The sequence below is a fragment of the Qipengyuania sp. L-5Y genome (assembly GCF_056859455.1).
Genome location: NZ_JBSXOM010000031.1, coordinates 94,659 through 109,790, shown reverse-complemented (window position 1 = coordinate 109,790; position 15,132 = coordinate 94,659). Strand labels below are relative to the sequence as shown.

General features: G+C 57.2%; 11 protein-coding genes and 1 pseudogene. 5 read left to right on the top strand and 7 right to left on the bottom strand.

Translation table 11 applies throughout. The features are described from left to right. Nucleotides 1-36: 36 nt before the first annotated feature. The 5 genes from AC13F2_RS11485 to AC13F2_RS11465 form a co-directional block, all read right to left on the bottom strand. Complete coding sequence (locus AC13F2_RS11485) at nt 37-951, bottom strand: ADP-ribosylglycohydrolase family protein (protein WP_230279153.1); 915 nt, start codon at nt 949-951, stop codon at nt 37-39. Between the two features lie 192 nt (nt 952-1,143). After that, on the bottom strand, nt 1,144-2,985 hold the full coding sequence (locus tag AC13F2_RS11480) for an AAA family ATPase (protein ID WP_230279154.1): 1,842 nt from the start codon (nt 2,983-2,985) through the stop codon (nt 1,144-1,146). Nucleotides 2,986-3,555: 570 nt separating this feature from the next. After that, nucleotides 3,556-4,725: a tyrosine-type recombinase/integrase gene (locus AC13F2_RS11475; protein WP_230279155.1), complete on the bottom strand. Its 1,170-nt coding sequence runs from the start codon at nt 4,723-4,725 to the stop codon at nt 3,556-3,558. Nucleotides 4,726-5,047: 322 nt separating this feature from the next. After that, the gene (locus AC13F2_RS11470) at nt 5,048-5,869 is read right to left on the bottom strand and encodes a tyrosine-type recombinase/integrase (protein WP_482965288.1); all 822 of its coding nucleotides are present in this window, start codon (nt 5,867-5,869) and stop codon (nt 5,048-5,050) included. A 1,269-nt stretch (nt 5,870-7,138) separates the two neighbouring features. After that, nucleotides 7,139-7,585, bottom strand: coding sequence for a hypothetical protein (locus AC13F2_RS11465; protein ID WP_482965287.1), 447 nt, complete (start codon nt 7,583-7,585; stop codon nt 7,139-7,141). A gap of 172 nt (nt 7,586-7,757) precedes the next feature. On the opposite strand from AC13F2_RS11465, the gene AC13F2_RS11460 reads away from it, so the two are divergent. From AC13F2_RS11460 to AC13F2_RS11445, 4 genes and pseudogenes are all read left to right on the top strand, one after another. Then, entirely contained in the window at nt 7,758-8,042 is a 285-nt protein-coding gene (locus AC13F2_RS11460; RefSeq protein WP_482965286.1) for a hypothetical protein, read from the top strand. Nucleotides 8,043-8,218: 176 nt separating this feature from the next. After that, on the top strand, nt 8,219-8,605 hold the full coding sequence (locus AC13F2_RS11455; protein ID WP_482965285.1) for a hypothetical protein: 387 nt from the start codon (nt 8,219-8,221) through the stop codon (nt 8,603-8,605). Between the two features lie 39 nt (nt 8,606-8,644). Then, nucleotides 8,645-9,961 (top strand): annotated as a pseudogene (locus AC13F2_RS11450) (M13 family metallopeptidase); the annotation flags it as partial. A gap of 105 nt (nt 9,962-10,066) precedes the next feature. Next, nucleotides 10,067-10,753 (top strand): M13-type metalloendopeptidase, encoded by a 687-nt coding sequence (locus AC13F2_RS11445; protein WP_482965510.1) that lies wholly within the window; start codon nt 10,067-10,069, stop codon nt 10,751-10,753. Between the two features lie 731 nt (nt 10,754-11,484). Here AC13F2_RS11445 and AC13F2_RS11440 read toward each other — a convergent pair. Next, complete coding sequence (locus AC13F2_RS11440) at nt 11,485-11,634, bottom strand: hypothetical protein (RefSeq protein WP_482965284.1); 150 nt, start codon at nt 11,632-11,634, stop codon at nt 11,485-11,487. Between the two features lie 502 nt (nt 11,635-12,136). Here AC13F2_RS11440 and AC13F2_RS11435 point away from each other — a divergent pair. Further along, the gene (locus tag AC13F2_RS11435; protein ID WP_482965283.1) at nt 12,137-13,459 is read left to right on the top strand and encodes a sensor histidine kinase; all 1,323 of its coding nucleotides are present in this window, start codon (nt 12,137-12,139) and stop codon (nt 13,457-13,459) included. On the opposite strand, the gene AC13F2_RS11430 is transcribed toward AC13F2_RS11435, so the two are convergent. Next, a complete protein-coding gene (locus AC13F2_RS11430; RefSeq protein WP_482965282.1) occupies nt 13,456-15,096 on the bottom strand; it encodes a ShlB/FhaC/HecB family hemolysin secretion/activation protein in 1,641 nt (546 codons plus the stop codon). The genes AC13F2_RS11435 and AC13F2_RS11430 overlap by 4 nt on opposite strands. Nucleotides 15,097-15,132: the final 36 nt, after the last annotated feature.

Below are 15,132 nucleotides of genomic sequence, written 5' to 3'. Positions count from 1 at the left end.
TTTGGCGATCCGAACTAAAACGGGTTTCGACTTAGCCTAGCTTTCTGTCGCCATTATCAAGCCGTCGGCCATGCGGGTAAGATGATCGCGCCACGCCAGTTTGATCAACCAATCAGCAGGAATGCCATTCTCGCCGACCAGAGCGCCCATTAATTGCCCAGTAATCGCGGCAGTGGTGTCGGCGTCGTCCCCCAAATTGGCCGCGCGAAGGATTACCTCTCGGAAATCACCACCTTGGCCGACGCACCATAACGCTGCCTCAAGCGAGTGCGCGACATAACCGCTACTGCAGATTTCATCGCGAACTTTCCCGCGCCAGGATCCGCGCACGATTGCCGAGATAGGCTCGACAAGATCGAGGTCGGTCGCAGCCCTCATCGCATGTTCCGACGATGCTCCACTGATCGCTTCATAAACGATGACGCTCCACGCCTCGCAGGCATCGAGGCAGGCCCGCGTTGCGTGGGTAGTCGCACTCTGTATCCGCGCAGCATTCCGCATGACAGCAACTCCCGCGGACAAGCCATATATCGCCACGGGAGCCAAGCGCATCAGCGAGCCATTGCCCGCTGCATCGGGCGAGCGGGAGCCGGCTAAGGGATCGCCCGTTTGCTCGAACCGCGCGAGCGCAGATCGCGTCGTAATGCCAATGTCGAAACAGTCACCAGTCGGACTGTACTTGCCCTGCCGCCACCATCGCACGAAGCGCTCCATCAGATCGACCGGATCTAGCGCGCCCCGCTCAGTAATGCTGTTGGCGAGTGCCAAGGCCATGCTGGTGTCGTCGGTCCAGACGCCGGGGGCCAAGCGGAAGGGTCCGCCACCGATCATATCGGTCAACGGCGCACAACTGTCGCGCAACTTGAATTCCAGGGTGGTGCCGACAGCGTCACCCACTGCCAGTCCGAGAAGCGCACCGCGCGCTCTATCCCGAACGCTGTCGTCGATCATGCTGCGAACCCCATTATTTTCCGACCGCATCCTCGCGCCTCTGCCTCGGCACGCAGCCACCTTGCAAGGATGTGCGGGTCGCGTTCGTCCAGCAACTTGCGTCGCGCGTCAATGACCGCGAAATCGCCGGGGGTCTGCCCAAACAAGATAATCGCCTTTGGTAGCGGCAAGCTGAACCAGCTTGAAAATAGCTCAGCTGCCCGCTGCGGGTCGAGAGCGCGGAATTCCGCATGCATTGTAAAGCGCCGCCGGGTCGAGCCGGTCAGCGAGATTCGTGGTCGCTACGAATGGCGCTGCCAAGCCGTCCATCTGGCGCAGCATCTCGTTGACCATGCTGCGCTCCCACCCACGCTGAGCATCGCGGCGATCCGAGAGAAAATCGTCGGCTTCGTCGATCAGCAGCATTGCCCCTGCGCGCGACGCCTCTGCAAAGGCCTGCGCGAGCTGCATTTCCGTCTGGCCGACGAACATACCAAGCAGGTCGGAACCCCGCTTTTCGATAATCTCGATGCCCAGCCGCTCAGCGAGATGGCGAGCGTAGGCGCTTTTTCCCGTTCCACTTGGGCCGGAAAGCAGCAATGACCAGTTTCGGGCAGCCGACGCTGCGAGTCTGGTCGCCAAGCCTCCAAGGTCCTGATCCGCCAATGACAGGTCCGGATCATAAGCCACGGGAAGAGAGAACGGCTCGGGAGGGCGGCCCTGGATTACCGTCACAAGTCCCTCGCCGATCGCCTGGGCGTCCCCGGCGCTCCCGCGCGCCATGCTGGCTCCACGAATGGCGGAGGCGAGAATGGCTGGTGCTGCCGGCAGCGCGGCAAGGCGAGCGAGGTCCTGTTCGGACATGTCGATGCCGACAGCCTTGGCGTGCTTTCCAACGATGTTCCGGCGCACGTGAAGCGGAGGGCGAGGAAATTCGAGCGCGAGGCTCATGCGCCGGATAATCGATTCCTCGAGCATCCTTGGCTCGTTGACGATCCAGATCGTCGGACGCTTGCCATCCTCGATCAGCCGGTTGAGCCACAATTTCGATCGATGCTCGCGGTCGCCGGGGTCTTGCAGCACGAGGATGTCGTCTGCCTCGTCCATAACGACAATCCTGCTGGCATCATTGAGGGTAAGCGCGCGCAGGATCGTAAGATGCGCGATCCGTTCACGCCGTGAGGGTTCGCCTCCACGGTCATCCGAAAGTCCGGCGAAAACTGCTTTGCGACCAAGTCTTGACGCAAGCAGCCGGGCGAACTCGCTTTTGCCGGTTCCGGGCGGACCATACAGCAGGATCGCGACCCCCTCATTACTCGCCATGAGGCGCTTCGCAAGCTCGCGCTGGGGGCCCAGATGATCGAAGTCGCTCCACGTCAACGAGGACGGCGAAGCCGAGGGCATTAGGAGGCTTGGCAGGCTTGAAGGCCCCGATCGGACACCCGCGATGAAGCTTAGCAATGCGTTGGCATTGGTCGATCCGTCATGCGATTGATCGATCAAGCCGGTGCTCCACAACCGCGAGCCTGTCGCCAGCCGCGCCTCCACCCGCGCGGGCGAGAGCCCGCTGGCGAAGGCGATGCGTCCGATACTGCAATTCGAGTTGCGTCCGGGCAGCGCATCAATGAAATTTTCCCAGCATTCGAAAAGCGCGTATCGTGCGACGCTGGCGACGATTGTCTTTTCTATGTCATCGAGCCCGAGCGTTGCGCCCAGCCAAGAAATGCGGCGGTCGAGAGGTGCCGGGCCGGGCTTTTTGAGCAGGGCGTGTTTGTCGGCGAGACTGCGGAGAAGCGGCACGTAGCTCTGTGTCGTCAGCTTATCGAAATCCTCCGGATCGTCCATGACATGATCGGGATCGTCGATATGATCGTGCCAGACCTCGAGCATGTCTTTCCCGCGCCCACGCAACTGGCGCGATGTCATCCGATCGATTGCCGAGCACCAGGCGTGGAGGAATACCCGATGCTCGGCGGCAGTTATGGATGATGCGGCGGCGGAAGCGTAGGAACTATTGCGGCGCCGTCGTGGGCGAAGAGCGGAGTAGATCGTCATGTGATCCGTCTGACGCACGCATACGACAGGAATGGTCGTGGGACATCGGTCCTCGGCACTGCCTCTCTTGCTCCGACTATCTTAGGTGAGCTAACCAATCTGCTTATTGAAAGGGTCACAACATGAATAAGTTTGACGCCGTCGTATCCTCTATTCCTGACGAGTTTCTCGGTCGATCCAGATCAATTTTTTAATCCGCTCCACCGGCATTCGAGGGTCAGCGCGGCGTGCGCATCCTGCAGTGTTGCCATCTGATCCTTGTCCAGGTTTAGCGATCGAATAAACTTTCCCAGAAGGGAGTTTTTTGTGTCTTCGTCTAGCGGACATTTCGCTGACGCTGAGGCTTCGCTAAGTCGTCACCCCTCACCGTGTCCCTGCGCGTCATTCTTCAGCCATCCTTGCAGACGTGCAGGTGTTGTGACGCTTACCCGTTCACACGCCGATTTCGCGGCGCGCGAATTTGCGGTTTTCCGGGGTGGGGGTTCAGGGGGGGCAGATAAAGGGGGCTCGTAGCCTCTCTCCCATGCAAATTTGTTGATGCTGTCTGGAAGCTTCTTGGCCGACCAATTGCTAGAGGACTAAGGTCGCCAGCGCGTCTTCGGCATCGTCGCGCACAAGATGGCCATAATGTTTCTCGATCATCGCGACACTTGTCCCTGACAATTGGGCAACGGTCAGGATCGGCAAGCGCACGCGTACAAGGTCCGTGATTACGCTATGGCGTAAGGTGTAAGCCGACACGGCATCTGGCAAGCTGGCTTCCTTTACAGCATCCTTGATCGGATGCTTCCAAGTATCCTTGTTCCAAGCGGCGCCCGAGTGCCGAGCAAAGACGGGCGCGGTTGGCAATTTGCCCTTCGCCTGAACGGCAAGGAAATTGGCGATCACTTGTGGTAACGAAATCTGCCGCGGGCTGCCGTTCTTGTCCTTGCCAACTGTAAGTGTGCGGGTGCGCTCATCAAAGTCACGTGCGACAAGGCTTGCAAGCGAGCCGGGACGCAATGGCAGGAGACATAGCGCCCTAAGGAACGGCCGCACCTCCGCGCGGGCGGTATCGATCAGTCTCTTGCGCTCAGCCTTGTCCAAATAGAGTTCTCGGCGCTTGTCAGCGCCCTTGAAGGGCTTGAGCGCCTCTTGCCAAGCTGCATCGGTATTGGGGGAGCCGGCCGTGAGAACACGCCCCAGCGCTGCGCGCAATGGCACCATGTCGCGGTTCACTGTCGATTTCGCTCGTTCCTTCCAACGCTTCTCACCTTCCTTGGTCCGGGACAACAAGGCGGGCGCCTTTTCCAGCCGCTTGCGCCAGCTGCGCAAGTGGTGCCGCCGAAGCTTGTCGAGCTTCACCTTGGCGATGGGATCGTCGTAGACATGTCTCCGGAACACACCTTCAGCGATGGAATTGGGCTTTTCCTCCAGATAAGCGAAACAGGCATCCTTCACCGTCTCCATATCACGGGCGAGTTCGCCGCCGGTCTCCACAATTGCCGCCCAGGCCTCAGCATCGGTCTTGGCCTGCTTGAAGACATCATGTCCGGTCAGCGTGCCGTAATCGCCAAGCCGCTTGCGCTTGTTGCGATTGGTGTCCGCGTCGTAGAATCGAGCAAACCACGTGCCGCCGTCCGTCTTCTTCGATGGCCTATAACCAAGGTAGACGCCTTGGCGCAGGCGATGCCAATGCGGTTCATCACCCGCCTTTGGCTTCAACTTTTCACGATCCCCGATGCGGCTCAAATCTGGCATTCGAAACCGCTATCCCAAAATCCATGAAAAAAACATGAAAAACTTGGGTGGGCAGCGGCGAACACCAGCGGGATTCACACATTGTTTTTATTGTCTTTTTCTATTTTTAAGAACCGCAGATTCCCGTTATTCCCATCCTTCACACGGGTGGGGTCGCAAGTTCAATCCTTGCCGCGCCCACCATTTTAGCCCCTTATTTCAATGAGTTCCCCTGGTTTTTCAAAAAGTAGTCGAGAACGACTTGTAGATCATTGCAGGAAAATTCGGGCTATTACGCTGCTGTGTGGTACAAACCACGTACAGCGTTCTTAGGCCATTTTTCTCAGCGAGAGTTCTGCTTTTCGGCAAGGGATAATCCGGTTTTTCTCTCAGCCTCTCTCAGACCTTCGTAAAAAGCTTCGTGCATTTTCGCCTCAACGGCCTCCGCATGGGTGTAGGTGCGACGCATTAGGTTAGTGTCGCTCCACCCTCCCCACGACCCGGCGGCTTTTTCGTCTACACCTCTCCGAACGTTCATTTCCTGCCCGAATCCATGTCGGCCAGCGGCGTGGAAAGGAATGAATTCGATCTTGGCGGCCTTAATTGTGGATTTCCACGCCTTGCGGGGCGCAGTTCGGTCGGCGTAGCCGAACACGCGCAGGTTAGCGCTTGTCCGCTTCCGGCCCCGCGGCCAGAGACGGGGAAGGCTAGCGAGTTCTGCTACCAGTTCCATCGGAATTTTCAGCCAGCGGTCGTGATGGCCCTTCGCACCGGGAACGCAGACACGTGCATTCTGCAACTCAAGGTGCTCGTCCGGGTGCATTGCGGTAGCCTGCCCAATCCGGGCTCCCGTAACGAACATAAACAGAGCCAGAGTGGCAACTTTGCGTTCTGCATGCTGACGAAACGCTAAAAGCCACTCCCAACTACCCGGAGGATAAGTGCTCCGGCCGGTCGAACCTCGCTTCTTGTCCTGTGCGACCTTATCCGATTTGGAGAAACCCTTGATACGTATCGGCCCACATTTGCCCAAATCGTGTGCGTTGTTGATTACAGCCCTCACTGGACTGACTACTTGGCGTGTCCAAGTCGAAGTTCCTGCGGTCGGGTAGAGTATGGCACCGAGTTCGCGAACCATGCGCGGCGTAATGGTTGCCACAGTCATGTCGCCAATTTCTTGAACTACCCGTATCAGATAATTTGCGGTTTTCGGATCACTTTCGTAAAGCAAAACAGCTTCAGCAAACGTGAGAGCGCTCTCATCGCCAATTAGGAAACGCCTGACGCGTCTCGCTTCCTCTTCTCGGCACCAAGCCCATGCGCCCGCCTCATTAGATGCGCCAGTGCTACAGCGGACGTAGTCGCCGAGCGGTTGGCCTTGGTGGGTGATGCGTCCGCGGGCCCAATAGGTCGTGCCCCGTAGGGGTCCAAGGTTCTTCCTAACCAACTGTTGCAGCCTACTGGCTAAGATCTCGCGGTGACCGTGAAGGCGGACTGCCGCTGACTTCGATTGGCGATTACTCCCAGTATTACTTTGAGCACGAGGACGGCGCAGTAGACGGTCTCTTTGTGATGCATCTTCCGAATAGCCACGTAAGGCGGGAATGGGTTCAGGAGGCTTGTGATAGCAACCCCATTAATGGGTTTCCTTGCGACCAGACCGATTATGGAATTGCGGATGCGGGCGATAGGAGGTGGGTTCCCACCAAATTGGACTTACCGATGTCATCAGGCGGAGGTTGCCTCGTTATCCAAATCCATCTGAGCGCACCTCCCCAGAAACTCTCAGAACCCAAGTGCAACGGGCCGCACTAACGACCGAAAGGGGGTCGTTAGCGGCTTATCTGGATTCGGGTGAGCATCGCTCCAAGCTGCCAGTCTGCTAGTGGGGCGTTCGCCCGCTGCTCCAAATGTCTGAGTTTGGGGTGGTTAGCTGCCGGTCGGATTTGTCAGTTTGCTGATTAACCGCAGATGCAAGCTGTGAGCGGCTAGGAAAGCTGCGGACAGAAACAGTATAACCGGGACCGCCATCCCTTCCTGACCGGGCCGAGGTTCGCTCATGATTGTTGCGGCGGTTGCGGCGACCAGGACAAGGCCCGCCGGCATAGGCGTAAAGGATAATGCCAAAGGCCGCGGAGCAGTCCAGTTGACTGTTCCTGGCATGGACCATTGCATTGGTAGTCGACGCTCTCCCGCGAATTTTCGGTTCGCTCGCAAAGACATGCCTATCAGCGTCAGCAATGCAAAAAAGGCGATAACGGCTTGGATCATTCTAGTTCCTCCGAAACAAGAAGTTACCAGTGATTGGGATGTCCGCAATGGGGTCGTTGGCGGCCCGTCTGGATTTGGGTGAGCATCGCTCCATGCTGCCAGTCTGCTAGTGGGGCGTTCGCCCGCTACTCCGAATGTCAGAGATTGAGGTGGTTAGCCGACACTACTCTTCGCGCAGCCACTTCGACACATCCGGCTCCATCCAGCCCAAATCATCGCGGAGGTCAAAAACATCGCATTGCCGCTTGAGCGTTTTCGTCGCGAAATCGTATGCCATGGCGTAGCCTCGATCAAAGTCCGTTTCGCCTGTGAGGTCGCTTAGGTGGTCCTTCATTTCGATCACGGTATCGCGCAGTATTAAGGCGTGCGGGGAAGGTTCCGTAATCCGAAGGGAACTCGCCGCGTAGCGCAGCACATATGGCCTCTTTGAGGGTTTGCGGATGGGGATTTCGGTTCCGAAAAATGCGACATAACAGTCGTAGGCTTTGATGTCTTCGTCGCACCAACAGTGGATGACCACGCCGTGCTCATCCTGACCATCAGCCGGATTGCTCAGGCTCACCTTGGTGCCTGGGGCCAAGTAGCGGTTGAACTTATCTTCGCCAGACATTTTCGTATCTTTGATCGACGGTGGCGACGTCCGCAATGGGGTCGTGAGCAGCCGGACTGCTTTTAAGTGCTTGCTCGATCATCGGACTTTCGGCTTTGAAGCGCTGCGACAACTGCTGCCAACGTCCGCATTTGGGGTGGAAAACTGCCAATCGCGATACTAGGCTAAAATGATGCCGCTCGGTTCGTTCGCTCATAGAATGGCTCGCTTCAACCGAGGCTATGGTCGGATTTTTATTCCGATTTGGCTGGCATTCATTGGGCTATTCACGATTGCTGCTGCCGCTGACTCCTTCTTGGAGTTTGGGTGGGGTTACGGTTGGAACGATGTAAAAATCGGTCTTGCAATGTTCGGTTGTGGAATCGCCTTTTGGTTTCTCTGGCAAGGCGGCCTCAGACTCAGCGAGTGGTTCAACGAGACCATGTTTGGACCTGACCCCGCAAAGAAAGACGATTGAGTCCGCTTTGGGTCGTTTGCTGAACGACCGGTTATAGGCCTAACAGACATTCTGATCAGTTCGTAATTTACGGCTGCCGGTCAAATGTGATTCAGCGAACTACGCGTTATCGACATCCGCTAGAGAATGACTGGTTTTGGGCTTGTTCAATTAGACGTCTAACGGCAGCAATTAGGGTGGGAAGTGGACATTCGTCGTGGGCTGCTGGAACAGCGCAGTCCAAGCTTGTAGATTGTCGCAATGCGAGCCGGACAAGCGGTCCAACCAGTTTCGCGGGCGATATCACCGGCAATGCCATCGCCACGCATCGTTTCACGGCTTCGGAGGGCGACACGGTCAATGTCACGCTCGATGGTCCGGGATCTATGTATTTCAACGTGCTGCCGCACGGCGGCAGTCCCGGTGACGCGATATTTGTGGGGTCGAGGGCGGTCGATGACGCCGACACCTGGTCGGCGGTTGCGCCTGCCACCGGCGAATACTCGATCATCGTCTACATGATGGGGAACGACAAGGATTCAGGAGCGACGCGATCATATGAATTGGAGGTCGCCAAGAACTGACGAGAAGCTTCAGGGACCGAGACTGCAACCAGTGACTGGATGAGGCGCCTTTGGAGCTGCTCGACTGACAGAGGGAGTTCGTTGATGCCTATTTCGCAAAGGGTTCTTTCCTGCCTGGCCGCCGGCGGGCTTTCGATTGCAGCCCTGTCGATCGGCAGCTTCGCCTCCGCACAGCAAAGCATGGATGGCGACGGCTACGGCGAATGGGGCGTAGATCTGACTGCCATGGATCGCAGCGTCGATCCGGGCGACGATTTCTATCGCTACGTATCGGGTAAATGGCTCGCGCGTTCCACCATACCCGATGGTTATCCGAACTGGACTGCCTTCACCAAGGTTGGCCGCAAGACGGATCAGCAGGTCGACGCGATGATTGCCGACCTGCTGGCTTCGCCCCAGGAGGCGGGAACGAGCGAGCAGCAACTTGCCGACTTCTATCGCAGCTACATGGATGTCGAACGACGCAACAGGGTCGGGATCGAGCCGTTGCGCGACCTGATCGATGGTTTCATGATGATCGACGACCGCGCCGATCTCATGAAGAAGATGGGACTTGCCGAAGCCACTCGCCCTGTCAATTTCGGCGTCGTGGCGGACCCCGGCAATCCCGAAAAGCCGATGCTGGTGGCCGTCCAGGGCGGACTGACCATGCCCGACCCGATCTAATACCTTGGCGAAGGCGAGCAATTCGACGCCGCTCGCGCCGCGTTCCTCGATTATACGGAGACCCTGTTCCGGCAGGCAGGCTTCGCCGATGCGCGCGAGCGCGCGGACACGATGCTCGAACTCGAGAAGGAGGTCGCGCGCAGGAGCTGGTCGGCACAACAGCGCCGCGACCAGGTCAAGATGTATCACCCGATGACCATCGCCGAACTCCAGTCCTATGCCCCGGGGATCGACTGGCCCGTCCTGCTCGATGCGGCGGGCGCCGGCGCTGCTACCGAAATCAACGTGAACACCGATACCGCCGTGCGCGATCTTGCGGCGCTGGTGGCGCAAACCCCGATCGAGACCTGGCGCACCTATCTCGTGTTCCACCTGCTCAACGATTATGCGCCCTTGCTGAGCACCCCGTTGGCCGATGCCAGTTTCGCCTTCACGGAAACGGCCCTTTCGGGGGTCGAGACCCAGCGCCCGCTGAAAGAACAGGCGATCGGCATGCTGGGCGAATTGCTCGGCGAACCGATCGGAAAGCTCTATGCCGAGCGGTATTTCCCGCCCGAGTACGAGGAAACGATCGACACGATGATCGGCTATCTCAGGGACGAGTACCGCGACCGTTTCGTAAACAACGACTGGATGGATGACCGGACCCGCGCCGAGGCTCTGGCCAAGCTCGATCAGGTCACCTCCTACATCGGCTCTCCCGAGCGCTATCACGACCTCACTTCGATCCGCATCGCACCCGACGATCTCGTCGGAAATGTCAGGCGAATCTCTGAATGGCACCGGGCGGACAACATGAGCACGCTGGGGCACCCAACCCGCGACTGGGAATGGCCGTTTGCCGTTCAGGAGATCAACGCAGGCTACGTGCCGGCGCGCAATTCGGTCACCTTTCCCGCCGGAATTCTCCAGCCGCCCTTCTTCCATCCGGACGGCGATATCGCGGTGAACTTCGGATCGATCGGTGCCGTCATCGGCCACGAGCTCGGTCACGCCTTCGACGATCAGGGAAAAAGCTATGACGGGACCGGCAAGATCCGCAACTGGTGGACGCCGCAGTCGGAGGCGGCTTTTCGCGAGCGTGTGGACCGCCTTGTCGCGCAGTTCGACGAATATGCCCCGATCGAAGGCGAGCATGTGAACGGAGCCCTGACCCTGGGCGAAAACATCGGCGACCTTGGCGGGCTGACCGTCGGCTATGCCGCCTATCGCCGGTATGTGAATGACAAGCAGGGCGGCAAGGCCCCGGTGATCGACGGCTTCACCGGCGATCAGCGCTATTTCCTCGGCTGGGGCCAATTGTGGCGCATGCTTTCGACCGATGCCGAGACGCGCCGCCGCCTGGCTGCCGATGTCCATAGTCCCGGAGAATTCCGCGCCAACGGCGCAGTCCGGAATGTCGACGGCTGGTATGAAGCATTCGACGTCGAGCCGGGCGATGCGCTCTACCTTCCACCGGAACAACGTGTGCATATCTGGTAGATCTCCGAGAACGGATTGATCGGCGCACGATCTATCCGCATCGCCTCAATCGTCTCAATCGTCTCAATCGTCTCGCCAGTTGCGTGCCACGGTCCTGTCCTGAGCACCGTAGCCAATCCGACAATTCAGCTTCAGCGTTGTCGCTATCATTTTGCGAATTGACGACGAGGGTGTCCGGTATGGGGCTCTAGTAAACCACGATGACGTCCGCTTTCACGTGATCTAAAAGAAGCAGAACAACGACCGGTATGAGAGCGCGAAGCAGCCCTTCACCCCGTCCGCCAGCAGCAGAGCATATCTCACATCGACACCAAGTTAATGGACCGTGATCTGAATCCCGGTCCATTGAGATATGGAGGTCACCCGTTTAACTAAACAAGAATGAGCCCCCATGTGGCACATATTCGCATATGTCGCGAGGTTACAATGCTTACCATCCGGATGGCGTATTGTCTTTCCTGCGACCCGGAGGGCTTTGGATTCTTCCACGCCGTCTCCTTGAAGGCCCCACCTCTCGGTGGGGCCTTTTTTATGGTTAGCAATTCATTTTCCAAGGAGCAGGATCCGACGTCAGCACAAATCCCGTGATCACTTACAAGTGTAAGCCGACCACCAATTAACGACGATTAATCAGGCTCATTGAGCCTGTCGATCAGATCTGCGATCCTTTCAATCGCCTCACGTGTTTCTGGACTGTGTTTTCTGGCATCTGCACGGACGTAGTCGGCAATTTAGGGATGGGTAAGATAAAAGACCGCGGCGCTCCGGTAGGCCATCATGGCATCATTGAGCGCATTCATCTCTGTCGCTGCAGACGAGCTTTCGATGGCGCGATTGGCGCAATCAGCAACCTGCTGGGCGTGCTCGGCGAGCTGTTGCAACCTTTTCTCCATTGCATCTCCACGTGGCTCAAGCGGCAAACGCGATAAACACCAAGTGAACTGTGTTAATTATTTGGAGCCTGAGCGCTACTAATTATCCAAGTCAGTCCGGGGATGTTTGGTGAGACGGCAGACCAACAGAGGGACGCCTTACCACGCCGGGTCGCATTCAAACGTGGACCGCCTGTCGCCTCGTTTCCATTGTAGAAATTTTGAGCCGAGCGTCACGAAAAATTCGTAGCCGTAAGTAATAGCGCGGAGCTATTGGAAGGCTTACGGATTGAACGCCGGGCAGACCGACTGGAATGAGGTTGGCCGCGGACTGTCGGCTTGTGGAGACAGGTAGCGCAGAACAGACGTCCGGCTCATAACGCTATCTTTCAGAGAAATTTCTTTAGCAGAATACCAGGCGCAAGCGTTCTTATAATTTTCTTCACCGCTAAAAAGCTTGCGAAGCACTCTCGCAACTGTAGCCAGAATGGCCTGTAATGGATGAAGAGGTTTGAAACGCTCACCGATAGGCAGCTTTAAGGCTCACGGATTTGGGGTTTATGTCGCCGCCGTATTTTTGGCTCTTGGCATCATCCAACTCGCCGGCAGTCTCGTATTCTATCAACTTATTGATCGCCAGACGCTCCAGGACGACCATGCGCGGCGCGTCGCCGAACTTCTCGTCGTGGGGCAGAGAATGCACAAACTTGCGCCCGATCAGATGGCGTCAAACATGACCACACGATACCTCTCCTTAGACGTATCACCTGCGCCGAACGTTGAAGGTTCGAGCCGCGATCAAATGCTGACTGGCATCGGTAAAGATATAATAGCATGGGAACCATCGTTGGCCGGAAGGCCCCTCCACCTGTCCACATCCCAGTCGAATAACGGCAGTCGCGATCTGGAGGGCTCCTTGCAGCTGGACGATGGTACCTGGCTCAACTTCGTCTCGCGGGACATGACGAGCATGTGGCCAGTCGCCTGGCGGGCCATGGTTCTCACTACAGTGATCACGGCTGCGTTTCTGGTCATCGGTCTGGTGCTCTTGTACCTGGTTTCGAAGCCGTTGCGCGCCCTTACTGATGCGGCCGAGCGAATTGGTCAGGGGCGCAAGGTCCAAATCGCTGAAATGGGGCCTCGAGACCTTCGGGACCTGGCGCACGCAATGAACGCGATGCAGGAACGAATTGATCGCATTTTGAGTGATCAAACCAAATCGTATCGGGCGATCGGGCACGATCTTCGCACTCCGCTATCCAGACTTAAAACGATTTCTGGAATGATTGAAGACAAGGAACTCGTCGGCATACATGATCAAAGCGTAGACGAGATGGTCCGCTTGCTGGATTCCCTCGAAAGCTATCTTGGTGCACAACTCCTTCAGAGCGATCCTGAAGAGGTCAATCTCGGCGAATTGCTGGTGGACGTAACGAGCCGCTACGGAGAAGCCGTTACGGTGATCGGTATGACGAATATCGTCATCAAGACATTCAAAGAGCCCCTCAAGCGCTCAATCCATGCGCTGATAGAAAATGCCGTTCAGTTCGCTGGGTCGGCTGAGGTTGCGGTCCGTGTCGGTAAAAAGGGCTATACGATAGACATCATCGATCACGGCCCTGGGGTAGACGAGGATCAATTCCCATCATTATTGGAACCGTTCTTCCGCATCGATCAAGCCCGGCAGAGAAACACCGACGGCTTCGGCCTCGGGATTCCAACGGCATATATATTGCTGACTAGGTTCAATGGTTCTTTGAAGTTCTCGCGTAACCCTTGCGGGGGCTTGACCGCTCACATCCTTGTCCCGAGTTCGTTGCTATCAGCAGCTTAGAATGCCTGGGTGACCTGAAATCGAACCCGGGCCGAGCTATCTCCCGTATCATAGCGCACGCCCGATAGCGGCACAGCTATTTCTAAACCACCGGCGAGGCGTTTTCCGATGTCAGCTCTGAAACCACCACCTGAAGAAAAGAGACTCCCCCCGCCGAAGCCCTCGTCAAGATTATATGCCTTACCACCATCCACGAAACCGTAGACTTCCATCTCAGATAGTGGCCCTGGAAGACTGTCCCAGGAATAGTGGACTTCCCCATAGGCTAGAAGGGCCTGATCGCCGGTCCGTTCACTGTAGTCGTAGCCGCGAACGAAGTTAGCACCCCCAAGTCCCGTTTCTTCGGAGATGAGCAACGGCTGCGAGGCCAACTGCGAGCGAACCGCGACATTTATTCCCAAGTCGGCGACCACATTCTTTCGCCAGCCGATATCGAACGTGGCTGTCGTAAAAGTTCCATCGGCATCTTGGCGGGACGATAAGGGATCTCCGAGCTGCGTCGCGTCGAAAAGATCCAGTCCCTGCTTAAGCTGCGCATTGGCGCGCAACCATCCACCGGCGAGACGTGAATAGCCGTAGATGCCAGCTGATAAGGTGGTCAGTCGATCCTGGCGCGCGAGAGCTCCATCACGACTTTGTTCAATTTGTCGATGGGAAGCGTCCGCGCGTATCCAGATACTCGAATTTTGTCGCCGGAGCGCTGGATGCAAAAGCCCTAGCGATACTGTCCAACTCTCTCCACGAATATTGAACGGTTCGAGATATGCCCCGGGCGCACTGCGCGAAAAAGACCCGGTGGCCGAGATTTCAGTTCCTTCGCGACTAACCCGTTTGCCGTATCGTACCTGACCAAAAACAAGCTCTTCTACCTCGGGCACTGTGTCGAGAATAAATACCTGCAAGGTGTCATCTTGGGCAAAGAGGCCGTTGAATCTAACGTGTCCGTAGAGTTCGAGCGGCCCGAGCGGCTTCGATCCGTCATTGCCGAATGTCACGCTGCCACCGACACGCTCATAGGTGCCGTTTACCAAAAGGACATTTCTGTTCTCTTCGCGCATGACACGGACGTTGCCCAGGGTTACCCCGTCGATATCTCCGGCCACGAGAAGGCTGCGCTCGAGGTCCACTGCCGTGACCGGTTGTCCCGATGCTAATTTTGATAGAGCTGCCACGACCGACCGGTTTTGCGCCCCCTCGATCCTAACCTCGTCGATTGCGCCTTCGTCGATGGTGACCTGAAGCACACCAGCAGTGATTTTTTGTGGCTCGACATAGACGCTTGCCAAGGGGAATTTTGCTTTCACCCGGTTTGCGAGCCGCTCGACTAGTTCGGTCAATTCGGATCCGCTCAGCGTGCGGCCGATGTAATTTTCGACAATATCCGAGAAATCGCCGCGCGCCATGACGTGCAGCCCATCGATAGCGATCGCGCCGACGAATACGTCATCCTGCGTTTGAAACGCAGTGGAAGTTTCTAAGATTTGCGGATCGTTTGTTGTTGGAATTTCTTCACGTTCATTCGTCACGCGTTCTTCTGCACGCCCCGGATCGACACGGTCGAGCGCGACCTGTCCATAGCAGGGAACGGCGAGCAAACTGAATGTTAACGAGGCGATGGCGAGGTAATTGCGACCCACGGGATCCTCTAAGTATCTGATTAAGTTCTCGCGGGA